The sequence below is a fragment of the Rhizobium phaseoli genome (assembly GCF_003985125.1).
Classification (GTDB): Bacteria; Pseudomonadota; Alphaproteobacteria; order Rhizobiales; family Rhizobiaceae; genus Rhizobium; species Rhizobium phaseoli.
On sequence record NZ_ML133572.1, the window covers coordinates 208,351 to 234,305 of the forward strand.

21 protein-coding genes and 1 pseudogene are annotated in these 25,955 nt (G+C 63.7%); 12 read left to right on the plus strand and 10 right to left on the minus strand.

The window, feature by feature from the left end; translation table 11 throughout:
* Positions 1-7 precede the first annotated feature (7 nt).
* The 8 genes and pseudogenes from EFD56_RS16225 to EFD56_RS16260 all read left to right on the plus strand — a co-directional run bounded on the left by EFD56_RS16225 (position 8) and on the right by EFD56_RS16260 (position 9,247).
* The gene (locus EFD56_RS16225) at positions 8-1,141 is read left to right on the plus strand and encodes an ABC transporter permease (protein WP_126905785.1); all 1,134 of its coding nucleotides are present in this window, start codon (positions 8-10) and stop codon (positions 1,139-1,141) included.
* On the plus strand, positions 1,131-2,180 hold the full coding sequence (locus EFD56_RS16230; RefSeq protein ID WP_126905786.1) for an ABC transporter ATP-binding protein: 1,050 nt from the start codon (positions 1,131-1,133) through the stop codon (positions 2,178-2,180). Before EFD56_RS16225 ends, EFD56_RS16230 begins: the two co-directional genes overlap by 11 nt.
* On the plus strand, positions 2,180-3,238 hold the full coding sequence (locus tag EFD56_RS16235; RefSeq protein ID WP_126905787.1) for an ABC transporter ATP-binding protein: 1,059 nt from the start codon (positions 2,180-2,182) through the stop codon (positions 3,236-3,238). The genes EFD56_RS16230 and EFD56_RS16235 overlap by 1 nt, the downstream gene beginning before the upstream one ends.
* Positions 3,238-4,071: a 5-deoxy-glucuronate isomerase gene (locus EFD56_RS16240; RefSeq protein WP_126905788.1), complete on the plus strand. Its 834-nt coding sequence runs from the start codon at positions 3,238-3,240 to the stop codon at positions 4,069-4,071. The genes EFD56_RS16235 and EFD56_RS16240 overlap by 1 nt, the downstream gene beginning before the upstream one ends.
* A 46-nt stretch (positions 4,072-4,117) precedes the next feature.
* A complete protein-coding gene (locus tag EFD56_RS16245) occupies positions 4,118-5,992 on the plus strand; it encodes a GH39 family glycosyl hydrolase (protein WP_126905789.1) in 1,875 nt (624 codons plus the stop codon).
* Positions 5,993-6,003: 11 nt separating this feature from the next.
* Entirely contained in the window at positions 6,004-6,822 is an 819-nt protein-coding gene (locus EFD56_RS16250; protein ID WP_126905825.1) for a sugar phosphate isomerase/epimerase family protein, read from the plus strand.
* A gap of 4 nt (positions 6,823-6,826) precedes the next feature.
* Complete coding sequence (locus EFD56_RS16255) at positions 6,827-7,843, plus strand: hydroxyacid dehydrogenase (protein ID WP_126905790.1); 1,017 nt, start codon at positions 6,827-6,829, stop codon at positions 7,841-7,843.
* A pseudogene (locus EFD56_RS16260) lies at positions 7,840-9,247 on the plus strand (enolase-like domain-containing protein). Before EFD56_RS16255 ends, EFD56_RS16260 begins: the two are co-directional and overlap by 4 nt.
* A 114-nt stretch (positions 9,248-9,361) precedes the next feature.
* Here EFD56_RS16260 and EFD56_RS16265 read toward each other — a convergent pair.
* Together EFD56_RS16265 and EFD56_RS16270 are read right to left on the minus strand one after the other, a co-directional pair.
* Positions 9,362-12,514: an efflux RND transporter permease subunit gene (locus tag EFD56_RS16265; protein WP_126905791.1), complete on the minus strand. Its 3,153-nt coding sequence runs from the start codon at positions 12,512-12,514 to the stop codon at positions 9,362-9,364.
* Positions 12,514-13,614 (minus strand): efflux RND transporter periplasmic adaptor subunit, encoded by a 1,101-nt coding sequence (locus EFD56_RS16270; protein WP_184333184.1) that lies wholly within the window; start codon positions 13,612-13,614, stop codon positions 12,514-12,516. Before EFD56_RS16270 ends, EFD56_RS16265 begins: the two co-directional genes overlap by 1 nt.
* Positions 13,615-13,932: 318 nt before the next feature.
* On the opposite strand from EFD56_RS16270, the gene EFD56_RS16275 reads away from it, so the two are divergent.
* The 3 genes from EFD56_RS16275 (at position 13,933) to EFD56_RS16285 (ending at position 17,476) form a co-directional block, all read left to right on the plus strand.
* Positions 13,933-14,619 (plus strand): response regulator, encoded by a 687-nt coding sequence (locus tag EFD56_RS16275; RefSeq protein WP_126905793.1) that lies wholly within the window; start codon positions 13,933-13,935, stop codon positions 14,617-14,619.
* Positions 14,620-14,621: 2 nt separating this feature from the next.
* Positions 14,622-15,911, plus strand: coding sequence for a HAMP domain-containing sensor histidine kinase (locus EFD56_RS16280; RefSeq protein ID WP_126905794.1), 1,290 nt, complete (start codon positions 14,622-14,624; stop codon positions 15,909-15,911).
* 116 nt (positions 15,912-16,027) lie between these two features.
* Positions 16,028-17,476, plus strand: a complete 1,449-nt coding sequence (locus EFD56_RS16285; protein WP_126905795.1) for an efflux transporter outer membrane subunit — start codon at positions 16,028-16,030, stop codon at positions 17,474-17,476.
* Between the two features lie 18 nt (positions 17,477-17,494).
* On the opposite strand, the gene EFD56_RS16290 is transcribed toward EFD56_RS16285, so the two are convergent.
* From EFD56_RS16290 to EFD56_RS16310, 5 genes are read right to left on the minus strand one after another with little or no spacing between them, the layout of a single operon-like run.
* Entirely contained in the window at positions 17,495-18,331 is an 837-nt protein-coding gene (locus EFD56_RS16290; RefSeq protein ID WP_126905796.1) for an HpcH/HpaI aldolase/citrate lyase family protein, read from the minus strand.
* Positions 18,328-18,780, minus strand: a complete 453-nt coding sequence (locus EFD56_RS16295; RefSeq protein WP_126905797.1) for a MaoC family dehydratase — start codon at positions 18,778-18,780, stop codon at positions 18,328-18,330. Before EFD56_RS16295 ends, EFD56_RS16290 begins: the two co-directional genes overlap by 4 nt.
* Positions 18,780-20,645 carry an acetyl/propionyl/methylcrotonyl-CoA carboxylase subunit alpha gene (locus EFD56_RS16300; protein ID WP_126905798.1) on the minus strand — a complete coding sequence of 622 codons (1,866 nt, stop codon included), beginning with the start codon at positions 20,643-20,645 and terminating at the stop codon, positions 18,780-18,782. The genes EFD56_RS16295 and EFD56_RS16300 overlap by 1 nt, the downstream gene beginning before the upstream one ends.
* 8 nt (positions 20,646-20,653) lie before the next feature.
* Positions 20,654-22,264: a carboxyl transferase domain-containing protein gene (locus EFD56_RS16305; protein ID WP_126905799.1), complete on the minus strand. Its 1,611-nt coding sequence runs from the start codon at positions 22,262-22,264 to the stop codon at positions 20,654-20,656.
* A complete protein-coding gene (locus tag EFD56_RS16310) occupies positions 22,261-23,406 on the minus strand; it encodes an isovaleryl-CoA dehydrogenase (protein WP_126905800.1) in 1,146 nt (381 codons plus the stop codon). Before EFD56_RS16310 ends, EFD56_RS16305 begins: the two co-directional genes overlap by 4 nt.
* Positions 23,407-23,568: 162 nt before the next feature.
* Here EFD56_RS16310 and EFD56_RS16315 point away from each other — a divergent pair, with 162 nt between their 5' ends.
* On the plus strand, positions 23,569-23,829 hold the full coding sequence (locus EFD56_RS16315; RefSeq protein ID WP_126905801.1) for a type II toxin-antitoxin system Phd/YefM family antitoxin: 261 nt from the start codon (positions 23,569-23,571) through the stop codon (positions 23,827-23,829).
* Positions 23,830-23,898: 69 nt separating this feature from the next.
* Here EFD56_RS16315 and EFD56_RS16320 read toward each other — a convergent pair whose 3' ends face one another.
* From EFD56_RS16320 to EFD56_RS16330, 3 genes are all read right to left on the minus strand, one after another.
* Positions 23,899-24,195, minus strand: a complete 297-nt coding sequence (locus tag EFD56_RS16320; RefSeq protein WP_064829006.1) for a type II toxin-antitoxin system RelE/ParE family toxin — start codon at positions 24,193-24,195, stop codon at positions 23,899-23,901.
* Positions 24,192-24,479 (minus strand): type II toxin-antitoxin system ParD family antitoxin, encoded by a 288-nt coding sequence (locus tag EFD56_RS16325; RefSeq protein ID WP_085743759.1) that lies wholly within the window; start codon positions 24,477-24,479, stop codon positions 24,192-24,194. Before EFD56_RS16325 ends, EFD56_RS16320 begins: the two co-directional genes overlap by 4 nt.
* Before the next feature lie 396 nt (positions 24,480-24,875).
* Entirely contained in the window at positions 24,876-25,901 is a 1,026-nt protein-coding gene (locus EFD56_RS16330; protein WP_126905802.1) for an AraC family transcriptional regulator, read from the minus strand.
* Positions 25,902-25,955: the final 54 nt, after the last annotated feature.

The window sequence follows — 25,955 nt, forward strand, 5'->3', positions numbered from 1 at the left end:
GAAACCAATGACCGATCAAGCCATCGCACTGATACCTGAACGTGTTCGCAATTCCGATGCGATCGCCGGCCAGTGGAAACTGATCTGGCGCCGCTTCCGCCGCCACCGACTGGCGCTTGGGGCAGGGGTCGTCATCCTGCTGATTTACCTGGTCGCCCTGTTTGCCGAGGTGATCGCCCCGGTTTCATCGCAGACCTACGATTCCCGCTACACCTATGCACCGCCCCAGCGGCTCAAGGTCGCCGGTTACGACGCGGCGGGGCAGTTTCATGCGCTCTACGTCAACGGCTATTCGATGAAGGTCGATCCGATCGCGCTCAGCCGCACCTACGTGCCCGATCCGGCGGTCGTCATTCCCGTCGGCTTCTTCGTCAAAGGCGAGCCCTATCGGTTCTGGGGACTGTTCGATTTCGACCGTCACCTGATCGGCCCGGTCGAGGCGGGTAAACCCTTCTATCTGTTCGGCGCCGATCGGCTGGGCCGCGACGTCTTCAGCCGGACGGTGCATGGCACGCGTGTTTCGATGTCCGTGGGCCTGATCGGCGTGGCGATCAGCCTCGTCCTCGGCATCATCCTCGGCGGCATTTCCGGTCTTTGCGGCGGCTGGGTGGATGATGTCATCCAGCGTTCCATCGAGCTCATCAACTCGATTCCGACGATCCCACTATGGATGGGCCTGGCGGCTGCCGTTCCGATCAGCGCCGATCCGATCCTGGTCTATCTCTGGATCACGATCATCCTGTCGCTGATCGGCTGGACCGATCTGGCGCGCGTGGTGCGCGGACGCTTCCTGTCGCTGAAGACCGAGGACTTCGTCATCGCCGCCCATCTCGATGGCTGCTCCAGGATGCGCATCATCTGGCGGCACATGGTCCCGTCCTTCATGAGCCACATCATCGCCTCGGTCACGCTCGCCATTCCGACGATGATTCTCGCCGAAACCGCGCTCTCCTTCCTCGGCATCGGCCTGCGGCCGCCGGTGGTCAGCTGGGGCGTGCTGCTGCAGGAGGCGCAGAACATTCTCGCGGTTTCGAGCGCGCCCTGGCTGTTTCTTCCGGGCCTGGCGGTGATTGTCACCGTGCTTGCCCTCAATTTCCTTGGTGATGGATTACGCGATGCTGCAGATCCCTATGAATACTGACACCAATTTCGCCGCCGCCGGCGGCCGGAGCCCGCATCGCGACGCGCTGATTGAGGTCGACGACCTCAGGACGCATTTCTTCGGCGGCGCGGGGACTATCAGGGCGGTCGACGGCGTTTCCTTCTCCATCCCGCGCGGCAAGACGGTCTGCGTCGTCGGTGAATCCGGCTCGGGCAAGAGCATCACCGGCCGCTCGATCCTCAATCAGGTGCCGCGCGGTGGGCGCATTGTCTCGGGCGCGATCCGCTACCGGCCCGATCCGGCAGCCGCCGCCATCGATCTCGCCTTGCTCGATCCGCGCGGCCGCGACATGCGGGCGATCCGCGGCGCCCAGATCGGCCTGATCAGCCAGGAGCCGATGGCGGCCCTGTCACCCGTCCATACGATCGGCAACCAGATGGTGGAGGTGATCCGTCTGCATCTGAAGATGGGAAAGAAGGAGGCGCGCGAGCATGCGATCGAGACGCTGGCCCTGGTCGGCATTCCCAGGCCGGCCGAGCGCATGGACAGTTACGCCTTCCAGTTTTCCGGCGGCATGCGCCAGCGCGTCTGCATCGCGCTGGCTCTCGCCTGCCGTCCGAAACTGCTGATCGCCGACGAACCGACCACGGCGCTCGATGTGACCACGCAGGCCAATATCCTCGATCTTCTCGCCTCGCTGCAGGCCGAATTCGGGCTCTCGGTGCTGTTCGTCACCCACGATCTCGGCGTGGTGGCCGAGATCGCCGACGAGGTCGTCGTCATGTATGTCGGCCGGGTGGTGGAGGCGGGCGATGTCGACACGATCTTCCACGCGCCCGTTCATCCCTACACCAAGGCCCTGCTGCAATCGGTGCCGCGCATGCACGGGCAGCCGAGCGAACGGCTGGCGACCATCGAGGGCATGGTGCCCTCGCGTTTCGACCGGCCGGAGGGTTGCAGCTTTCATCCCCGATGCAGAGAGGCGAGGGCGGGTCTCTGCGACCAGAGGGATCCCAAATCCATCGCCGTCGGCGACGGACACGTCGCCAGCTGCCTGCTTTACGAGGGGAGACAGTAATGGCCGGTTCCCAAACGCTGCGCAGCCCGCTGCTGGAGCTCAATGATCTCAGGATGCATTTTCCCATTCGCAAGGGCGCGGTCCGGCAGGTGGTCGGGCATGTCAAGGCGGTCGACGGCGTTTCGCTTCGCGTCGAAGACGGCGAGACGCTCGGCATCGTCGGGGAATCCGGCTGCGGCAAGTCGACACTCGCCCGCACGATCCTGCGCATCTACCAGCCGACCAGCGGCGAGATCCGCTATCGTGGCCGCAACGGCGCCACGGTCGATCTCGCAGCTTTGTCCGGTCCGGCCCTCAAGGAAATCCATCGCGACCTGCGCATCGTGTTTCAGGACCCGCAATCCTCGCTCAATCCGCGCCTGCCCGTCATTGACATCATCGGCGAGGTGCTTGGTGTCAACGGCATCGCCAAGGGTCGGGAATTGGAGCACCGGGTCGCCGAGCTGATGCAGAGTGTCGGCCTGCGGCCCGAATATATGCGCCGCTACCCGCATGCTTTCTCCGGCGGCGAACGTCAGCGCATCGGGATTGCCCGGGCGCTGGCGTCCAACCCGCGCCTTGTCATCGCCGACGAGGCAGTCTCGGCGCTCGATGTCAGCGTGCAGGCGCAAACCATCAACCTCTTGCAGGATCTGCAGGAGCAGTTCGGCCTAACCTATCTCTTTGTCGCCCACGATCTCTCGGTCATCAGGCACATCTCCGACAATATCGCCGTCATGTATGTCGGCCGGGTCGTCGAAAAGGCGCCGACCGAGCAGATCTTTTCGCGCCCGCGCCATCCCTACACCGAAGCGCTGCTCTCGGCGGTGCCGATCGCCGATCCGAGGCTGCGCCGTCACGGCAAGCGCATCCGGCTGGCGGGCGAGGTGGCCGACCCCGCGCATCCGCCTCCCGGCTGCGCCTTTCATCCGCGTTGCCGCTACGCCACCGAGCTTTGCAGGCGGGAGCTGCCGCCGCTGCGCAGCGTCACCGCCGATGGACACGAAGTGGCCTGCCATCACGCCGAATCGCTGACCCTCAATCCTTTCGCCGACCGTACTGTTCCGGAGTTCAATTGATGCCCGAATTCATTCCACGCTCCGAGCAGCGTCCCATTGTGGATACCTCCTCCAGGACGCTCGATCTCATCTACTTCGACCTCGTCACGCTTCCCGCTGGTGGCCAGGATACGCGGCGGCTGCCCTTGCACGAAAGCCTCTACGTCGTGCTGTCGGGGCAGGTGGATATCGCGGTGGATGAGGTCAGCTTCGAAGCTGTGGGCCGGCGAGCCGATATCTGGGGAGGCGATGCGGATTCGGTTTACGCGCCCGTCGACGCCAATGTCCGGATATCGGCCCGTGGGCGCCCGGCGGAAGTCGCCATCGCCGGCGGCCTCTGCGAGACGCGCTATGCGCCGTTCCGGGTCGCGCCTGAGGAGGTCGACGCGGTCAATGTCGGCTCGCCCGATACGCATAGCCAGCGACGCATCGCCCACTTGTTGGGGCAGCGGCAGAACGGCCGCTGCGGCAATCTGCTGGTGAGCGAGCTCTATGCCGGCGAAGGCTGCTGGTCGGGCTATCCTCCCCATAAGCACGATACGGAAGACGGCGATGCCGAGACCCTGCACGAGGAGCTCTATCACTATCGTTTCCAGCCCGAGACGGGCTTCGGCAGCCAGATCACCTATGACGACAACGGCCCGGTCAAGATCCTCATGACCCGCAACGGCGATACTGTGCTGGTCGATCGCGGCTATCACCCGACCGTCACCTCGCCTGGCCATCGCGGCTATATCTTCACCATCCTCGTCGGCAAGCACCGCCGCGGGCTGATCCAGCGCTTCGATCCGGCGCACCAGCACCTGACCAAAACCATCCCCGGCATCGATGCGATGCGCGAAAAGTTCAAATAATCCGGCCTTTTGCGCTGCCAGCATTTCCCTCCAAGGAGAACGATCCATGCGTGAACGTACGCGAATAAGCGTTGATGCCGGCGAAGCGGTGCGCCCGTTCAACCGGTTCTGGCGCGGCACCGGCTTTTCGCCGGCCGAATTGCTGCTCGAAACCGAGATGCGCCAGATGCTCGCCTATATCGGCGGCCTGCCGAACGAAGGCATCCGCTATCTGCGCGTGCACTATCTCTACAATCTGCTGCGCTCGACGGGCGGCGAGGGCAGATTCGTCTACGACTGGTCTCTGCTCGACCGGGCGCTCGACGTGATGATCGAGCACCGCCTGAAGCCGTTCTTCGAGCTGATGGGCAATCCCTCGGGCCTCTTCACTGATTACGAGGACATGGACCAGGTCAGGCGCTGGCGGGATCTTGTGACGGCGACGGCAGACCGCTACGGCGCGCGCTACGGCATGGACGAATTGCGGACATGGTATTTCGAAACGACGAACGAAGCCGATTCCGGCTGGTGGACTTACGGCATCAAGGGCTACACCAACTATTACGACGCCTGCGTCGCCGGCCTCGACGCCGTCGATCCCGGCCTGCCGATGGGCGGTCCCGGCACCGCCCGTACGCTCTCGCCGATCTTTCGCGCCCTGATGGCCCATTGCGACAGCGGCACGAGCTGCCTGACCGGCGACGGCCCGCCGCGCCTCGACTACATCTCGATCCACGAAAAGGGAGTCAACGGCAGCAAGGACGATCTGACGCCGAAGACGAATGCCATCGTCGACCGCACGCTGCTCGTCGTCGATTACCTCAAGGAGCACCATCCCAGGCTTGCCGGCCTGCCGATCATCAACGACGAATGCGACCCGCAGCTTGGCTGGAGCGATCATCATAGTTGGCACGGCAAGGCCTATTACGCCGGCATCATCGCCCGCATCATCGAGCAGCACGACCGGCGCATCATCGCGCCGAAAGCGGCGAATTTCGCCCTCCTCAGCAATGATCACGCCTTTATCGGCGGCTGGAGCCAGCGCACGATCTTCGCCTATTTCGGCGCGCGCAATTTCACCAAGGCGCAGTGGGAGCACAAGACCGATCTGGACAGGCTGGTGACCGACATCGACAGCGCGCCGCCCTTCGACATCATCAAGAAGCCTGGTCTCACATCGATGGAGCTGCTTGCGACGCTCGGTGACACCGTCTGCAAGGTGACGGCCGAGCCGCCGTTGACGCCCGATCAGGATGGCTTGGCGATCCTGCCGACACGGTTGCCGGGCGGCGGCGTTTCGATCAGCCTCATCCACAGCATCGATGCCATCAACCGCTCGGGCCGGACCGCCGTGCGGCTTGAGGTGACTGGGCTGGTTCCCGGCCGCCATGCGCTGTGCCTGCTGCGCATCGATGAGGAATTCACCAATCCGATGGAGGTCTGGGAGGCCCAGCGCGACGAAAGCAATCCGCGCGGGCCCTTCGAGCCGGTCGGCGCGCCGTCCGTGCCCGATGAAGCGCAGTTTGCCGAATTGCGCCGCGCCCAAGAGCCCGCCCTGCTGCACCCGGTCAGCATCGTCGAATGCGACGGGGGCCGCATCAGCGTCGATCTCGATGTGCCGTTGCCGTCGCTGACGCAGGTGCTCGTCGTCCCCGACACCGGCGCGCCTCCGGCCACCCCCACTGGTCTCGTCGTCGAACGCTACCTCGGTCTCGGCGGCCGCGAAGAGCGTATGCTGTTCTGGGCGGCCGGCGATAGCAGTCCCGCCATTTTCTATGATGTGCTCACCAGCACGGATGGCGAGACCTTCGAAAAGGTCAGCGCCGCGCCGCTGATCTCGACGGCGTTCCTGCACATGTCGCCGCCGGCGGGTGCGCAATACGCGGTGCGCGCCCGGGACGCGTTCGGCCGCCACAGCGAGCTTTGTGCCATTCGTCGATGAGCAATGAAACGATGGACATCGCCTATTTCACCAAGACCCTGGAAGGCCTACGGCTGGAGACGGCGGCGGAGATCACGGCGGGGCTGGGCTTCGACTGCGCCGATCTTCTTATTCGCGAGGGTCACGCCGTCTCACCCGACAGGCCGGAGGAGATTGTCAAGGCGGTCAAGCTTTTTGCGGCGGCCGGTTTGCGTATCCCGATGGCGACCATCGACGCGACACAGCCGGACGACGCCGCGTCCCGGCTGCTCGATCGTTGCGGCGCGGCCGGCATCGGGCAGATCCGGCTCGGGTTCTGGCGGTATGATCCGTCGCGGCGCTGGCAGGTGCAGCTCGACGAAGCGCGACGCGACCTCGATGGCTTCGAACGCCTCGCCGAAAAATTCGGCATCAAGCTGACCGTCCAGCTGCACGGCGGAACCCTCCATGCCTCGGGCGCGCTGGCGGCGAAACTGCTGGCCGGCCGCGATCCGATGAGGATCGGCGCCTATCCCGACCCGGCCAATCAGCTCATTCGCGAGGGCAGCGAAGACTGGCGTCTCACCCTCGATCTTCTCGATCCCTGGTTCTGCTGCATGGGCGTGAAGAATTGCGGCTGGTTTGCCGGCGTCCATGGGGCGCAGGGCCAGCGTGCCTGGCATTCGGACTGGTATGGGCTCGATGAAGGCATGGTGCCCTGGAACGACATCGTCCCGCATCTCATCGCCACCGGTTTTGCCGGCGTGCTCTCGATGCATTCGCAATACCGGCTTGCCCGGGACCAGGCGCTCGACAAGGCCCGCGCCGATCTTGCCCATCTCAGGCGCCTTGTCGCCGCAGCGAAAGAGTAGAACCATGAGCAAACAGGCTCCCGTCATTGCCGTCCTTTTGACCGAAAAGACCCGCCGCATGATGCTGGACGATGCGGCGACCGCCCGGTTGAACGGCCTCGGCGACGTGCGCTGGCCGGCCGGCGCTACGATCGACGCTGCCGATGTCGACCGGCTGCTGCAGGATGCCACGGCTTGCCTCACCGGATGGGGCACGCCGCCCTTCGATCCCGCCCTGCGCCAGCGTCATCCGCAGCTTGCCCTCGTGGCGCATTCCGCAGGCAGCATTCGCACGCTCGTGCCGGCGCGCCTGTTCGATGACGGGCTTCGCGTCAGCCACGCCGCCTCGAAAATTGCCGCCTCGGTTGCCGAGTTCGTCGTCGCCGAAGCGCTGCTCGCCATGCGCGGCATTCATCGGCTGCATCATCAATTGCGTAGCGGCGGTGAATGGCTCGACGTCCGCGCCGCCATGCCGCAAAGATTGCTCGGCGCCAGAACGGTCGGCATCGTCGGCGCCGGATATGTCGGGCGGGCAGTCATGCGCCTGCTCGTGCCATTCGGCTGCCATGTGCTTATTGTCGATCCCTATCTCGACGACAACGAGGCCGCGGCACTCGGCGTCGTCAGAACAGAACTGGACGATGCGCTGGCGCAAAGCGATGTGATTTCCCTGCATGCGCCCGTCCTGCCGGAAACGCGTGGGATGATCGGCGCCCGCGAACTGGCGCTGCTGCGCCTGGGCGCGCTGTTCATCAACACGGCGCGGGCCGAGCTGGTCGATGAGGCCGCATTGCTTGCCGAGCTCCGCTCCGGCCGCATCGAGGCGGCTCTCGATGTCTTCGACAATGAACCGTTGCCTCAGGACAGTCCGTTCCGCGATCCCGGGCTCACCAATGTCACCATTTCGCCGCATGCCGCCGGCCACACCGAGGAGGCGCATTTCGCCCAAGGGCAGGCCATGGTGGACGAGATCGGCCGGCTGCTGCGCGAAGAACCGCTCCATTATGAAGTGTCGCGCGCCATGCTGGAGCGGATGGCATGAGCATGGAGAGAAGCAACGGAGGTTCAATGGAGGCGCCGTGCATCAGAATTGTCGAGATCGATGCCTTCGAGCGCGAGATCAGCCTGCGCCTGCCGTTCCGCTTCGGCGCGGCCGCAGGCCTTCCTCAGAGTGCGCGTCGAGGATGAGACGGGGAAAACCGCCATCGGTGCTGCCGCCGAAATGATGGTGCCGAAATGGTTCGACAAAAATCCGGCGCTGACGCCGGCGCAGAATGTCGATCAATTGCGCGGCTCGATCCGCGTTGCAGCCGCCGCGTCGCTCGAGGCATCCGCGCCGGCGACATTGTTTGCCGCCGCCAGACTGAACGAGATGGAAACCGTACGACGCCTGCCGGGAAATCCGTTGGCCGCCGGCTTCGGCCCTTCGCTGATTGCCCGCGCAGCACTCGATGCCTATTGCCGCCTTGCCGGCATTTCCGTCTTCGATGCGGTGCGTGGCAACCTGGTCGGCATCGGCGGCCCGATGCTGCCTGGCGACATCGACGCGGATGCCGCCTCAGCGGTGCTCGCGGGCCTTCGTCCCGCCGGCTCGATCGCAGCCCGACATACGATCGGGCTTCTTGACCCGATCACCGAGAGCGAGATCGTCGACCCCGTCGACGACGGCCTGCCGCAGAGCCTCGAGGCGGTGATCGCCCGCTACGGCAATCGCTGGTTCAAGATCAAGCTCTCGGGCGCGGTCGGTGCCGATATCGACCGGCTGGCGCGGATCGCCGCCGTGCTCGACCGCCTGCCGGATTACCGGGTGACGGTCGATGGCAACGAACAATTCGGCGCCGTCGAACAGCTGATCACATTGTTGGCGCGGATCGAGACCATGCCCCGGCTGGCGAGGCTGCGCGCGGCCATTGCCTTCGTCGAGCAGCCCTTCTCACGCGAGATCACCATGGAAACGCCGCTCGGGGATCTAGCGGCGCAATTGCCCTTCCTGATCGATGAGAGCGACGATGGCGACGGCGCCTTCGCCCGCGCCCGCGGGCTTGGTTATACCGGCGTCTCCTCGAAGACGTGCAAGGGCATTTACCGCTCACTGCTGAAGGCGATCCGCATCAGAACGGGAGGCGTGTCGGGGTTGTTTCTATCCGGCGAGGATCTAACCTGTCAGGCCGGGCTTGCCGTGCAGCAGGATCTGGCGCTGGTTTCGCTGCTCGGCCTCTCCCATGTCGAGCGCAACGGCCATCACTATGTGGCCGGCATGCAAGCGGCGCCGCAGGTGGAGAAAGCGCGCTTTGCCGCCGCCCATCCCGATCTCTACGAAGAGGGTGCCGACGGGCCGTTGCTGTCGATCCGCGACGGCCAGATCGCCATCGGTTCGCTCGGGGCGATCGGCTACGCCAGCAGCGTCTTGCCAGATTTCGACGCAATGGAGTTATCGGCCGGATAGCAGGACGCGCAGGCGGCTTGTGGCCGCCTGCGGGGGAATACGTCCCGCGGTCTTGTTCCGGGGGAGAGGAACGCGACCGAAGAAGTTGCCGTCAGCGGCTGCCGACTGGTGAGATCATCTTTGACCTTGCCCTCGCCTTGCCTGCTCGGGCTGGAAGGCGATCGCTGCGTGATCGTTGGAGGCATGCGGTTTATCGCCGGCGATGTCCTCGGCCAGTCCGATCCGGCGCAGAATCCGTTTGAGGATCTGTTCGAAATCGTCGACGAAGGTGAAGATGACCGGGATGACGATCAGGCTGAGCAGCGTCGACACCACCACGCCGCCGATCACCACGATCGCCATCGGCTGGCGGAAGCTCGAATCGCCGCCCATCAGGCTGAGTGCTGCCGGCAGCATGCCCGAGGCCATGGCGATGGTGGTCATCACGATCGGCCGCGCCCGCTTGTGGCAGGCATCCACCAGGGCGTCGAATCTCGACATGCCCCGCTGACGCGACATGATCGCATATTCGATGAGCAGGATGGAGTTCTTCGTCACCACGCCCATCAGCATCAGCAGGCCGATGACCGCAGGCATAGAGAAGCTCGTCCCGGTCAACACCAGCGGCAGCAACGCGCCGCCGAGCGAGAGCGGCAGAGCCATCAGAAGGGTCAGCGGCTGCAGGAAATCGTGGAAGAGCACGACGAGAACCGCGTAGATGCAGAAGACGCCGATTGCCATGGCAAGCGCAAAACTCTGGAACAATTCCGAACTGCGCTGAAGTTCGCCCTGTTCGACCAGGGTGACGCCCGACGGCAGATGCTGGAGCGCCGGCAGCGCCTGCGCCTCGCGGTTGACGTCGCCGAGGATGCGGCCGTTGAGTTCGACCGAAAGGGTGACGTTGCGCATCCGATCGATGCGGTCGATCTCGGACGGGCTGCCGCCGATCCTCACATCGGCAATCGATCCGAGATCGACATTGCCGTGCGTTCCCGCCACCCGCATGTTCTTGATGTCGTCCAGATTGGTGCGGGTCTCGGGCGAGAAGCGGACGACGATCGGAATCTGCCGCTGCGGCAGGTTGAGCTTCGGCAGATCGGAGGAATATTCTCCGTTGGTCGCCACGCGCACCGCCTCGGCGATGGCGCTCGACGTGACCCCGAGCGCGGCGCTGCGCGCAAAGTCGGGTGTGATCTGGATCTCGGGCGCCTGCCTGGCCGCGGTCGACGTCACCGCGCCGATGCCTTGCAGCGAGCGGAGCTGTTCCTCCAGCGCCGTGCTGGCGCTGTCGAGCACGTTCGCATCGTCGCTTGCGAGCGTGATATCGAGCTTGGTGCCATTGCCGCCGCCGCCGACCGCCACGCGCACGCCGGGCAGGACCGAAAGCGCCTGCCGGATGTCGTTTTCGATTTCCGATTGCTTGCGGTCGCGCTCATCGATGGGCGGCAGCACGGCCACGATCGTTGCCGATCGGACATCGCTCGTGGTGCTGGCATCGGGGCCGCCGCCCGAGGAGGTCGAACCGACGGCGGAAAAGACATGCGTCACGTCGGGAAGCTTGCCGATAATATCGGCGGCCTTCCTGGCCGTGGCATCCGTCTGCTCGATGGTGGCGCCCGGCTGCATGGTCAGCGTGACCTGGGTTCGCGCGTCGTCGGACGCCGGTAGAAAGCCCGATTTCAGCAGGGGGATGGTCGAAAGCGAGAGCGCCACGACGACGGCGGTGACGGCCACGGTCGTCTTCCGGCGGTTCATGGCGGCCTTCACGATTGCTATATAGGCGCGCATGATCCGGCCGTCCTTCTCCTCGGTCGGATGGGCCTCCATGAAATAGGCGGCCATCATTGGCGTCAGCAGGCGCGCGACCACGAGCGAGGCGAGCACGGCGACGGCGGCGGTGATGCCGAACTGGCGGAATATGAGGCCTGGTATGCCGCTCATGAAGGCCGTCGGCAGGAAGACCGAGACCAGCGTGAAAGTGGTCGCGATGACGGCAAGTCCGATCTCGTTGGCCGCTTCGAGAGCGGCGTCGATCGGCCGCTTGCCCATCTGCAGGTGGCGGGCGATGTTTTCGATCTCGACGATGGCATCGTCGACGAGGATGCCGACCACCAGCGACAGTGCAAGCAGCGTGACGATGTTCAGGCTGAAGCCAGCGAAATACATCACAAGGAAGGTCGGTATGACTGACAGAGGCAGCGCCACGGCCGACAGGATCGTCGCCCGCCAGTCCCGCAGGAAAAGCCAGACGACGATGATCGCCAGGATCGCCCCTTCGTAGAGCATGTGCATCGAGCCATCGTAATTGCCGATGATCGGGCCGATCGTGCTGTAAGCCTCGTCGATCTTAACATTGGAATGTTTGGCGGCGAACTGTTTGATCGCCTTGTCGACGGCGGCGGCAACGCCGCTATCGGAAAATCCGTTCGAGCGCTTGATCTCGACCGCGATCACCGGCTTGCCGTCGAGATAGGCCATCGAGGAGCGTTCGGCGAAGCTGTCGGTGACGGATGCGACGTCATCGAGGCGAATCTGCTGGCCGTTTGCCAGCGGGATTTTCAGCCCTTTCAGTGCCTCGACCGAGGGCAGGGCGCCGAGCGTGCGCAGGGTCTGGCGGGTGCCGCCGATTTCGCCGAGGCCGCCCGAGGTATCCGTCTGCACCGCCTTCAGCTGCGACGATACGGTGGCTGCCGTGACACCCAGCGATGCCATTGTCGCCGGATCGAGATCCACATGAACCTCGCGGTCGATCCCGCCGATGCGGTTGACCTGCCCGACGCCGGGCACCGACAGCAGCGCCTTGGTCAGATCATTGTCGACGAACCAGGAAAGTTCCGTCTCGTTGAGAGCGGTCGAGCGGACGGCATAGGTGACCAAAGCCGAGCTCTGTACCGTGACCTTGCTGACGTTTGGTGTTTCCATTTGCGCCGGCAAGTCGCCCTTGACGCTGTCGACGGCATTGCGGACTTCGTTCAAGGCCGTTTCGCTGTCTTTTTCCAGCTTGAAGGACACCTTGATCGAGACGGTGCCGTCGGTGATCGTCGTCGTGATGTGATCGAGATAGCTGAGCGCGGCAAGGCCATCCTCGATCTTGCGGGCAACCTCGGTTTCGAGCTGCGTCGGTGCGGCGCCTTCGAGCGTGGCGGTGACGTTGATCGTCGGAAGGTCCATATCGGGGAAGTTCTGGATCGGCAGCTGATTGAAGGCCAACAGCCCACCAACGGTCAGCATCACAAACAGCAATATCGCCGGTACGGGATTGCGGATCGACCAGGCTGAGAAGTTCATCAGTTTTTCTCCGCAATCTTCACGAGGTCATTGTCCGACAGGAAGGCGCCGCCCGAGGTGACGACCCTCGACGCGCGGTCGATGCCGGAGACGATTTCCACCTCGCCATTGTTGCGGCGGCCCGTTTCCACCCTCACCCTTTGCACCCGGTGATCGTCGCCTGAAGTGAAGAGGTAGCTGATGCCGTCCCGGAACACGATCGCGGTCTCGGGAACGGTCAGCGCCGGAGATGTCTGCAGTTCGATGTTGCCGGTGACGTAAAGGCCGGTGCGCGGACGCACGTCCGCGGGAAGCGCGACATAGACGATTGCCCGGCTGGTATCGGTACTGACCGAAGGCCCGACAAGCCTCACCTTGCCGTCGATGACCTGGCCGTCCGGCCCGTTGATCTCGACGCTCAGGCCTTCCGAAATACGCAGGAGATAACGCGCCGAAATCTCGGCCTGCCATTCGACACGCTGCTGGCGAACCATGCGGAACAGTTCGCTGCCGGCCGAGACGACGGCGCCGAGATCGGCGGAGCGGGAGGTTATGAGACCGTCATCGACGGCCGTGATCGTGGTCTGCGCAAGCTTGATCTTTTCGCTGTCGAGTGCGGCCTCTTCGGAGGCAAGGCTTGCCGTCGCCGTCTGCTCGTCGGCCAGATATTCGACGATCTTCTCGTCGGAAAGCGCACCGGAGGGTTGGAGCTGCCGTGCCCGGTCGGCATTCGCCTTGGCCTTCGTAAGACTTGCCTTGGCGATCTCGACGGCCGCCTGCTGTTTGCGGAGATCGGCCATTACGCTCTCCTGGGAAAGCCGGACGAGCGTCTGTCCCTTGGTGACCACGGACCCCACATCGACCAGGACATCGGTGATGCGCAGACCGCTCGTTTCGGAGGCGATGACCGCTTCCTGCCATGGTTTCAGCCAGCCGCTCGCGGGAACGGTCTCCGGCCAGTTCCGCTGCGCCGGCGCCGTCAGAGAGACGGTGAGGGCGGTTGCCGTGGCTTGTTCCGCCATGGCAGAACGCACGGGGGAAACAAATGCTGCCGCAACAAGTGCAGCGGCAAGTATTCTGGATGGTTTTCTCAACAAAGCATTCCTTGTGGTCAAAGGCATCGATACCTTTGGGGTCCGCGCGAACGCGACGAAGGACTGCCGCTCATGTCGAGGCGACCGATCCTGGTGCGCATCCATGTCATGGCAGGATAAGTAACGGGGCGAACGTTAAGCGCGGTCAAGTTAGTGTTAAGTTAGGTAAAACTTGGCCGGCTGAGGGTGTTTGTGCTGTATGGCTTGCCCGGATTTGAGCATGATGCCGAAAAGTGTGAGCGGTTTTCGGACGATATCATGCTCTAGCTCTTTAATGTGGAACAGGATGCAGATTTTAGGCCGACCCGGTCTAAAATCATCCTGTTCTAGTGACGGACAACGCAAATGAACAAGGTTCTCCTCATCGACGACGATGCCGAGCTGACGACGCTTCTGCAGGAATATCTGGTCGAGGAAGGATATGACGTCGCAACGGATACGGACGGCCGCGCCGCCATCGCCGCGGCTGCCGGCAATACGGTCGATATCATCGTGCTCGACATCATGATGCCGCGGATGAACGGCATCGAGGTGCTGCAGAGGATCAGAAAGCTGAGCCAGGTCCCCGTCCTGATGCTGACCGCAAGGGGCGACGACGTCGACAGGATATCGGGCCTCAATCTCGGCGCCGACGACTATGTGCCGAAACCCTGCTCGCCGGGCGAACTGGCGGCAAGGCTGCGCGCCATCCTGCGCCGCGCGGGTCAGACTGGGGCGGGCGCATCGACCGACACGATCAGGGCAGGGCAGCTGGTGATCCATTCCGGCAGCAGAAGCGCCGAATGGCGCGGCGAGACTTTGGAGCTCACCGGCACCGAGTTCAGCCTGCTCGAGGTTCTCGCCCGTAGCGCCGGCCAGCTGGTGTCGAAGCAGGATATTTCGAAGCGGGCCTTCGGCAAGCCGCTCACACCGTTCGACCGCCGCATCGACGTCCATATCAGCAGCGTTCGCCAGAAGCTCGGACTGCGGGAGGACGGGCAATCCTGGATTCAGTCCGTTCGCGGCCAGGGCTATCAACTGCTGTTGGATTGACCATGCCCCGGCTTTTCTGGAAATTCTTCAGGATTATCTGGCTGACTCTGGCGGCAAGCCTTGCTGCCATTATCCTTACTGTCAAACTCCTCCAGGCGGTTCCCTTCGCAAGCGAGCTGGAACATGAGCGCCGGACGCTTGTGCTGAACCTGACTGCAAATATTCTGGCTGAGGACGGCGAAACAGCCGCTGCGCGTTTCGTGACCACAAGCGAAAAGACGCAACCGCTTGGCTTGACCCTGTCGAAGCCTGACGAGGCCGATGCCTGCGCCGAGAAGAACACGGTCACCACCCGATCCGTGCTGAAGAACGGAGTCTGCTATCGGCTTTCCGTGTCGGCTCCGGCCGGTTCCACCTTCGACAGCCTTGGGCCATTCCTACCGTGGCTCACCATTCTGGTCGCCAGCACGATCGCGGCCGGTGCGCTGGCGCGATACCTCATTCGTCCTGTCGTGCATCTGCGCGACGGCTTGAGCGCGCTCGCCCATGGGCGTTTCGACTTTCGCATCGGCGACAAGATGGCCGGACGAAAAGATGAAGTCACCGCACTTGCTTATGATTTCGATGCGAGCGCCGCCCGGCTTCAGGAGCTTCAGGATGTGCAGCAGAGGCTGTTCCATGACGTCTCCCATGAACTGCGCTCACCTTTGTCCCGCCTGCAGGCCGCCGTCGGCGTTCTCAGGCAGAGCCCGGCCAAACTCGCGGCCATGCTGGATCGCATGGACCGGGAGGTGGAACGGCTCGATACGCTGGTGGGCGAGGTTCTCACACTTGCGAGACTGACGGCGGGATCCAGTCGGCCGCTGAAAACGCAGAGTCTGGATGTGATCGAACTCCTCAACGAAATCCTCGGCGATGCGGCATTCGAGGCCCAGGCGCGAGAGGTTTCGATCACGGCGAGCGTCGATGGCATCTTCCGTGCCGAGGTGGAAGGCGAACTGATCTACAGGGCGCTCGAAAATGTCGTGCGCAACGCCGTCAAATATACCGCCGAGCATTCGCGTGTGGCCGTATCCTGCGAAACGATGGCCGACCGCCTCAGGATCTGCGTCACCGATCAGGGGCCAGGCGTCGGGCGTGATGAGCTCGAACGCATCTTCCAGCCGTTTTCCCGCGGCAAGGATGCCATGCCGCGCGGCGGATATGGTCTCGGCCTTGCTATCGCCAGGCAGGCGATCGAGCGTCACGGCGGGCGCGTGCATGCCTCGCTACCGGAAGCCGGCGGCCTGGCCATCACGCTCGAGCTTCCGAGGCGGCCGATGCCTTATGGTGCGGCCGGCGGTGAACGCTGATCAGCATCGCTCGACAGGGCGGTGCCGGATTTTACCCAACTTTACAGTTTCTTAACCGCCATTAACGCTGGCGCCGCTAAGCCTGAACCCACGATCCCGGTTCAAGAGGCTCGCCCGTGAGTACGTCGCTTCGCACAAGATTATCACCCCTCCGCTATGCCGCATCGCTCCTGACAATTCTGCTGGCAGGCTGCGTCAGCGGCCCGGATCACGTTCCCCCGCAAATGCCGCTGCCCGCCAAATTCGAAGAGGGCGGTAGCAAGAGCAACGGCAATGTCGTGACGGCCGAGTGGTGGACGGCCTATCGTGACAAGCGGCTCGACGGCCTGGTGGCTCACGGCCTCAGCGAGAATCTCGATGTGCTGCAGGCGCTCGAAAGCATCAACTCGGCCTCGGCCAATGTCACCGTCGCCGGCGCCGGCGGCCTGCCGAGCCTGACCGTCGGCGCATCGCACACGCTATCCGGCGAGAAAGGCAAGCTCCGCACGACGGTCGGCACCACGAACACGACGGGCGGCGAGGCCAGCCTCTCCTGGCTGCTCGACTTTTTCGGCCAGTATCGCCGCTCCAGGGAGAGCGCGATCGCCTCGCTCGGGGCCGCCTATGCGACGGCCGACAATGCCAGACTCACTTTTCTCAAAGATCTCGTCGAGAGCTATATCGACGCCCGCTATTATCAGGAGCGCATCGCGCTTTCCCGGGCGAGTTTGAAATCCCGGCAGCAGACTTACGAGCTCACGCAGCTGCAGCTGAAAGCCGGTGCGGCCTCCCGCCTCGACGTCGTGCAGGCTGAAGGCCTGGTGCAATCGACAAAGTCCGACATTCCCGGCCTGGAAAAGAGCTTCACGGAATCAGCCCATCACATCGCCACGCTCATCGGCATGCCGGCATCCTCGCTGATGGGTGAGCTGCAGAAGAGTGCGGGCCAGCCGGTCTTCCGTGGCGACATTCGCGCCGGCATTCCGGCCGATCTCATCCGCAACCGTCCCGATATTCGCAAGGCCGAACGCGAGCTGGCGGCGGCCGTCGCCGATATCGGCGCGGCCGAAGCCCAGCTCTATCCGTCGATCACCTTGTCCGGCTCGATCTCGCCGAGCTGGGTCAAATCGTCAGGCGCCAAAGGCGCAAGCCTGACCAGCTGGTCCTTCGGTCCATCGCTCAACCTGCCGATCTTCGATGGCGGTACGTTGCGGGCAAATGTCGATATCGAAAAATCCGATGCCCGAACGCAGTATCTCGCCTGGAAAGCGACGGTGCTGAACGGCGTCGAAGAGGTCGAAAACGCACTGACCGCCGTTCGCCGCGACACGCAGACGCTGGAGCCGCTGCGCCGGCAGGTCGAGACGGCGCAGGAATCGCTCGCGCTCTCGACCGTAAGCTACAAGGATGGCGCCTCCTCGCTGCTCGATGTCCTGGACGCCCAGCGTTCGGTCTCCGATGCTCAGGCGAGCCTTGCCGCCACCGTGCAGCAGGTCGCCAAGGATTATGTGGACCTTTATGTCGCCATCGGTGCCGGTTATCTCGAGCCGGAGCGTGCCTCCAAGCCAACGGCAAAGTCGGGCTGATTGGCCGGAGGGTTTTGCCTATCGCCCAGCACTCTCCAGAAGGCGGAGCGCGAGCTTGAGGTGCGGCAGGTCAAGCATGCGCCCGTCAAGCTGGATAACACCGGCGTCGGGCTGGGCGGCAAAGGCGGCGGCGACCTTCTGCGCCCAGGCGATCTCGGAGGCATCCGGCGTGAAGGCGTGATTGATCGTTTCCACCTGGCTCGGATGGATCGCCATCATGCCGGAAAAGCCGTCGCGCCGGGCGCGGCCGACATAGGCTCTCAAACCGTTGAGATCGCGAAAATCGGGATAGACGGTATCGATCGCCGGAACGGCTGCGGCATGGGCAGCGAATAGGGTGAGCGAGCGGGCAAGCTCGTAGGGCGGCGTATAACGGCCATCCGTTCTTCGCGCGGTCGCAGCCCCGATCGCGGCCGGCAGGTCCTCGGCACCCCAGGTCAGGCCGCGAAGCTTGTCCGAGACTTCGTGGTAGCTGCCGATCTCGAAGATCGCCGATGGCGTTTCGGTCGCGATCGGCAGGATGGGAAGGGCCGATGCCAGAGCGCTTGCAAGCTTGCGCACGGAAGCGGCGCCTTCGGCCTTCGGCAGCATGAGCGCGAAAGGCTGAAGGCCGCTCAGGGCGGCGAGGTCGTGTTCGAATTCCGGCGAGGCGAGGGGATTGATGCGGATCAGGAGAGCGGTCTCGCCGGCATGGCGCCGTACGAAAGTGTGCACGCTGTCGCGGGCCTTTGGCTTGTTGGCAGGCGCGACGGAATCTTCCAGATCGAGAATGACGGCATCGGCGCCCGATGTGAGCGCTTTTTCGAAACGTTCCGGCCGGTCGCCGGGCACGAAGAGCAGCGAGCGCAGCCTCATGACGGCTTCACCTTCAGCATGGCGGTGCGCAGGCACTGGCAGACGATCTCGTCGCGCTGGTTCAGGGTGATGTGCCGAAAGGTAACGATGCCGGCATCGGGTCGGGAGGTCGAGCGGCGCAGCTCCGTCACCTCGCTTTCCACTCTCAGGGTATCGCCGATGAAAACCGGCTTCGGCATCGTCACTTTGTCATAGCCGAGATTGGCGACGAGCGTGCCGAGCGTCGTGTCGCCGACCGAAAGGCCGACGGTCAGCGCGAAGGTGAAGGTGCCGTTGACGACGATCCTGCCGAATTCGGTGCCGGCCGCATATTCTGCATCGAGATGCAGCGGCTGCGGATTGTGGGAGAGCGTCGTAAACAGCAGATTGTCGGTCTCGGTGACCGTGCGGCGGATCTCGTGGGTGATGCGGTCGCCGACCGCCCATTCGTCGAAAAAGCGGCCGGCCATCACTCCTCTCCCTTCATGACGGTGACGACCAGCTGGCTTTCTGAGACCCTGGCGCCGGGGGAAACCTGCAGTTTGCCGACGATGCCGTCGAAGGGCGCCCGCAGCGTATGCTCCATCTTCATCGCTTCGACCGTCAGCAGACGGTCCCCCTTGGCGACCGGATCGCCTTCGGCGATATCCACCGAAATGACAAGGCCCGGCATGGGTGAAAGAATGGCGCCGTCGCCCACGCCGTGATTTGCCTCGACCTCGCCCGCATGCGGCAGGCCGATCGACCAGGCATTGCCCGCATCGAAAAGCACCATCGTTTCGTCCATCCCGACGACATTCGCTTCGAGGTCGGCGCGGGCGCGTCCCCAATGGAGGTGACCGTCGATGCGCACGCGCACGCGGCCGTCGTTTGGCCCGGCGATGCGGAAGCCGGTCAGTGCGGACCAGGGATCGCCATCCATCTGCTTCGAAAGTGCCGTGGCCGCTTTGTCGATGACGGTCTCATCGGGCTCGCTCGCCACCAGGTTTTCGCCGTGCCGGTCGAGGAAGCCGGTATCGATCCGCGCGGCGCGAAAATCCGGATCATTGGCGATGCGGGCGAGGAGACCGGCATTGGATCTGACCGGCCAGACCTCGATGCCGGCACAGGCGACGGCGAGCTTCGAAAGGGCGGCCTGGCGGTTCGGCCCATGGGCGATGATCTTGGCAATCATCGGATCGTAAAAGGCAGTGATCTCATCGCCCTCAACGACGCCGCTGTCGACGCGGACCGTCGTCGGCAGTTTGAGATGGTCGAGCCGGCCGATCGAGGGCAGATATCCGGCGGCGGGGTTTTCGGCATAGAGCCGGGCCTCAAGCGCCCAGCCCTTCATGGTGATCTCATCCTGGCTTTTCGGCAGTGGCTCGCCGCTCGCGACCTTCAACTGCCAGAGGACCAGATCCTCGCCTGTAATTGCCTCGGTGACCGGATGTTCCACCTGCAGGCGCGTGTTCATCTCCATGAACCAGATACGGTCGGGATGGAGGCCTTGCGAGGCATCGGCGATGAATTCGATCGTGCCGGCGCCGACATAGGTGACCGCTCTTGCAGCCTTGACCGCCGCCTCGCAGATCGTCGTCCGGGCGGCGGCATCGAGGCTGGGGGCAGGAGCCTCTTCGATGACCTTCTGGTGACGGCGCTGCAGCGAGCAGTCGCGTTCGAAAAGGTGGACGCAATTTCCTGATTTGTCGGCAAAGACCTGAACCTCGATATGGCGCGGATTGGCGATATAGCGTTCGATCAAAACGCGGTCGTCGCCGAAGGCGGCAGCCGCTTCGCGCCGGCAGGAGGCGAGACCTTCGGCAAAATCCTGCGGCCGGTCGATGCGACGCATGCCCTTGCCGCCGCCGCCGGCGACGGCCTTGATCAGCACGGGGTAGCCGACGAGATCGGCTTCGGCCGCGAGCCTTGCTTCGCTCTGGTCCGAGCCGAGGTAGCCGGGGGTGACGGGTACACCCGCCGCCTGCATCAATTGCTTGGCGGCGTCCTTCAGCCCCATGGCGCGGATGGCGGCCGGCGGCGCGCCGACCCAGATCATGCCGGCCTTCTCGACAGCTTCGGCGAATTCGGCATTTTCCGACAGGAATCCGTAACCGGGATGGATGGCGGCAGCACCTGACTTGCGGGCAGCTTCCAGGATGCGCTCTTGTGAGAGGTAGCTCTCTCGAGCGGGCGGCGGGCCAATGGCGATCGCCTCGTCAGCTTCCCGCACGAAGGGCAGACCGGCATCGGCTTCGGAATAGACGGCGATGGTGCGGATGCCGAGCGACTTTGCCGTGCGGATGATGCGGCGGGCGATTTCGCCCCTGTTGGCGATGAGAAGACTTTCCATCATCGCGCGCCTCACATCCTGAACAGGCCGAAGCGCGGCCCTTTCGGGATCGGCGCATTCAGGCAGGCGGAAAAGGCAAGGCCCAGCACATCGCGCGTCTGGCGCGGGTCGATGATGCCGTCGTCCCAGAGGCGGGCGGTGGCAAAATAGGGATTGCCCTCCGCCTCGTAGCCGGCGCGGATCGGTGCCTTGAAGGCCTCTTCCTCGGCGGCCGGCCAATCCTCACCGCGCGCCTCCATCGCGTCGCGGCGGATGGTGGCGAGCACGGAGGCCGCCTGTTCGCCGCCCATGACGCTGATGCGGCTGTTCGGCCAGGTGAAGAGGAAGCGCGGGCGATAGGCGCGCCCGCACATGCCGTAATTGCCGGCGCCGAAGCTGCCGCCGATGATGACGGTGACTTTCGGCACGGTCGCGGTCGCCACCGCCGTCACCAGCTTCGCCCCATCCTTGGCGATGCCGCCGGCCTCGTAGCGGCCGCCGACCATGAAGCCGGAGATATTCTGCAGGAAAAGCAGCGGCACGCGGCGCTGGCAGGCAAGCTCGATGAAATGCGCGCCTTTCAGCGCGCTTTCGGAAAAGAGCACGCCGTTATTGGCGATGACGGCGACAGGCATGCCCCAGATGCGGGCGAAGCCGCAGACGAGGGTGGTGCCGTAGAGCGGCTTGAACTCATGCAGTTGCGAGCCGTCGACAATCCGGCCGATCGCTTCGCGCACATCATATGGCGAGCGCACGTCATCCGGAATGAGACCGCAGAGATCGCCAGGATCAAGCTTCGGCGGGCGTGGAGGCTGAATGTCTATATCGACCGATTTGACGCTATTGAGGCTGGCGACGATATCGCGCACCAGAAGCAGCGCATGTTCGTCGTTTTCGGCGACATGGTCGACGACGCCGGAGCGGCGCCCATGGGTCTCGGCGCCGCCGAGCTCTTCGGCCGAGATGATCTCGCCGGTCGCGGCTTTGACCAGCGGCGGGCCGGCCAAAAAGATCGTGCCCTGATTGCGCACGATCACCGTTTCGTCGGACATGGCGGGCACATAGGCGCCGCCGGCCGTGCAGCTCCCCATGACGCAGGCAATCTGCGGAATGCCTTCGGCCGACATTTGCGCCTGGTTGTAGAAGATCGCGCCGAAATGATCGCGGTCGGGAAAGACCTCGGCCTGATGCGGCAGATTGGCGCCGCCGCTATCGACCAGATAGAGGCAGGGCAGGCGGTTCTGCAGGGCGATTTCCTGTGCCCTGAGATGTTTCTTCACCGTCATCGGAAAATAGGCGCCGCCCTTTACCGTCGCGTCATTGGCAACAATCATCACCTCGCGACCGCAAACGCGGCCGATGCCCGATATGATGCCGGCACCCGGCGCCTCGCCGCCATACATGCCGTTGGCCGCCAGCGTGCCGATCTCCAGAAAGGGACTGCCGGCATCGATCAGCAGCTGGATGCGGTCGCGCGGCAGGAGCTTGCTCTTGGCCGTGTGGCGCTCACGCGCCGTTTGCGGCCCGCCCTCGCGTGCCTTCGCCGAGCGCTCATAGAGCTCGTCGATCAGGGCCTTGTTCTTGATGGCATTGGCTTCGAAGCTCTCGCTGTTGCGATCGATCGCGGTCGAAATCACCGTCATGACGCAATGAGCTCCCGGCCGATCAGATAGCGGCGGATCTCGTTGGTGCCGGCGCCGATGTCGTAGAGCTTGGCGTCGCGCAGGAAGCGCTCGACCGGCCAGTCCTTGGTATAGCCGGCGCCGCCGAGCGCCTGGATCGCCTCCAGCGACACCTTCACGGCGTTCTCGCTGGCAAAAAGGATCGCGGCGGCCGCGTCGGTGCGGGTCGCCCGCCCGGCGTCGCAGGCGCGGGCAACGGAATAGACATAGGCGCGCGCCGAATTCAGCGCGACATACATGTCGGCAATCTTGGCCTGCATTAGCTGGAAATCGCCGATCGGCTTGCCGAACTGCTTGCGATCGCGCACATAGGGCAGCACGACATCGAGGCAGGCCTGCATGATGCCGAGCGGGCCGGCGGCAAGCACGGCGCGTTCATAATCGAGGCCGGACATCAGGATCTTCACACCTTCGCCTTCCCGGCCCATCAGCGCCTCCGCCGGCACCTCGCAATCCTCAAAGACCAGCTCGGCCGTATCGCTGCCGCGCATGCCGAGCTTGGAGAGCTTCTTGGAAACGCTGAAGCCGGGCATGCCCTTCTCGATGATGAGCGCGGAAATGCCTTTCGCGCCGGCGGCGGGATCGGTCTTGGCATAGACGACCAGCACATCGGCATGCGGCGCATTGGTGATCCAGAATTTGGTGCCGTTCAGGATGTAGCGGTCGCCCTTGCGCTCGGCCCGCAACCGCATGGACACGACGTCGGACCCGGCGCCGGCCTCCGACATGGCGAGCGAGCCGACATGTTCCCCTGAGATCAGCTTCGGCAGATGACGGCGCTTCTGTTCCGGTGAGGCCCAGCGGCGGATCTGGTTGACGCAGAGATTGGAATGGGCGCCATAACTCAGGCCGACGGAGGCCGAAGCACGCGAAACCTCCTCCATGGCGACGACATGCTCGAGGTAACCGAGACCGGCGCCACCGAATTCCTCCTCGACGGTAATCCCGTGCAGGCCGAGGGCGCCCATCCGGGGCCAGAGCTGGCGCGGAAACGTGTTGCTTTCGTCGATCTCCGCGGCCAGCGGAGCAATATGATCGGCGGCAAACCGCGCCGTCGTGTCGCGGATCGCGTCCGCGGTTTCGCCAAGCGAAAAATCAAACATGGCACTCCTCCCGCTGAAATATGTAGCGCGGGTTGCGAAAGGTTCAAAGTGCCCATGATTTTGCTGCAGGTGGGGGCTTCCCATTCAAAGTCATACACGTGTCGTTTTCCTGAAAAGATGGGAAATATGGAATATATGGAAATAAAGAACGGAGATGATCCCATGCGACAATTCACGACAGGCGATCTCAACAAGCAGGTCGGCGATGTCACCGATGCTGCGAGCCGGGAGCCGGTCGTTCTCACCCGCCATAACAAGCCGCGTTTCGTGCTGATGAGCTATGAGCATTACGAGCGGATGCGCAGCGGCATGGACCCGCGTCGTGCCCATCACATCTCGAAGATGCCGGACGAACATGCCGAGTTGTTCGGCGAGGCGATCAGGCGGCTGGCGAAGGGTGAAGGCTACGACGATGAGTCATGAGTTTGGCACTGCCCGATCCTTGCAATGCGTGCCGGCCGAGAATTACGGGGCGGGTAATCGGCGGTTGCCCTATTCGTCCGGGAATAGCAATCGTTCATAGTCTACCGCGCCGTGGAGGACATGCAGCACTTCGACTGCGTCGGCAATCCGGTAAAAAATCAGATAGTCGCCGTAGGGGCGCCGGCGGATGCCGGATTCTTCCCGGCCGGGCAGAAGGGGAAAGGAGCGGGGCATATGCCCCAGTGATTCGCACCGTTCGTAAAGCTCCCTCACGAACGTCTCGGCGCGAGCCGGATTGCCGTCCTTGATCCAGCGGCCAATATGCAGCATGTTTTCCCATGCCGCATCGGTAATCCTGACCTTCATTTCCCGGCGCTTTGATCCAACAGCCCGAGTTCCTCGCGAAGCCGCTTGAATGCCGCCTCCAAGGGCATGGTGCGCCCCGCTTCAGCGTCGGCGATGCCGCGTGCCAGTGCCTCATCCAACGCCTTCAGCTTTTCGGCGCGATCGCGTTGCTGGTTATAGCGCTCGCGTACCAGGTCGCGGATATATTCGCTGCTCGATGCGAAGGCGCCGGTGCGCACCTGATCGCGGACGAATTGCTCCAGTTCGCCGGTGAGGCTCACGGTCATCTGGCCGGATGGTTTCATGGCTACGGTCTCCTTTGCATCCTTATAACATATAGTGAAAATTAGTGACTAACACTATTTTGTACTATTAGAGGTCTGCTGCGGCAGGGCGACTCCGACGCGGCTCGCGCGGCTTTGTTGTTCTCGAGGCCGAGGGCCCTTCCAACGCCGCTTAACCTGCCTTAGTTGCCAACTCGGAAAATTTCGACCGCGAAATTCCCCGTCCTTCTTTCAAATTTCTTGATTCACCGAACATCTAGATAAGAGGCGGATTACACCGTTCTCACACGCACATTTATACGACCATCGGGAATAACGCTTCAAATTTTCCTCATCAGAGCTCCTGGTTGCTTCAGCAAATCCTTCGTGACGACGATGCCACCATGTTCACGAAAGCGCGAAGCCAGTCAGTTCGCGTCAAGCGTTTCGACTGACAAAAGTTTGATTTTCCGCTTCCTCCCGCCGGAAAGCCTCCGGGCTCTTGCCCATCCATTTCCGGAAGGCCCGGAAGAAGGCGCTGGGTTCGGAATAGCCGAGTTGTACGGCGATCTCGCCGATGGTCTTCGAGGTGTTCAGCAGCAGTTCGACGGCAAGGTCACGGCGGATATCGTCCTTGATGGCGGCATAGCTTTGTCCCTCGTCGTGCAGGCGGTGGCGGAGTGTGGAGGAGGGCATGCGCATATCGGCGGCAAGTGCTGCAAAACTCGTCCAGGCAGCCGGTGTCGCCTGGTTCAAGCGCCGGCGGACGGCGGCGGCGATGCCGGCGTCGTAACGGTAGCGCACCAGAATATTGGCGGGCGCACCGCGCAGGAACTGCTTCAGCGCCTGTTCACTGCGGGAAACCGGCAGGTCGAGCATGGCGCTGTCGAAGCCGAGCCGGCTGATCGATTGCGAGAAGCGCACCGGCGCGCCGAAGAAGAGCCGGTAGTCGGCCCCTTGTTTGGGTTCGGCGCAGCGGAAATCGACGAGGCGGATCGGAATGCGCCGCCCGACCAGCCAGCAGATAATGCCGTGCAGGATGATCCAGTAGGTTCGATAGGCGAAGGCCGAACGCGGGCCGCCGGCTTCCCTAAGCTCGACTTCGGCGAGACCGTCGCGGATGACGAGCTGCCCCCGGGGATCGTCGAGCACGACGGCGAGGAAGCGCAGCGCCCGGCGTAGCGCATGACCGAGTGTCGGCGCGTGCAGCACGCAATGGCAGAGCAGCGTGAAGCTGCCGCTGCGCATCGGGCGGGCGCCCATGCCGAAGAATTCGTCGTTGAGTTCGGCAGCGATTGCCAGCCACAGGGCGCCATAAGTCTCCGCTGAAACCGGCTGGTCGATGACAGCAGGCAGCCCGACGCGGGTGAGGATCGGTGCCGTCGGCTTGCCGAGCCGCCGCAGGCTGTCCAGCGCCTCCTCCACGAAACCCGGTGCGATCATGCGTCGCTCGATCTCGGCCATGCCAATCCTCGCTATGGCAAAACTGGCCGAAATTATGGAGCAGTTCTGTCATCG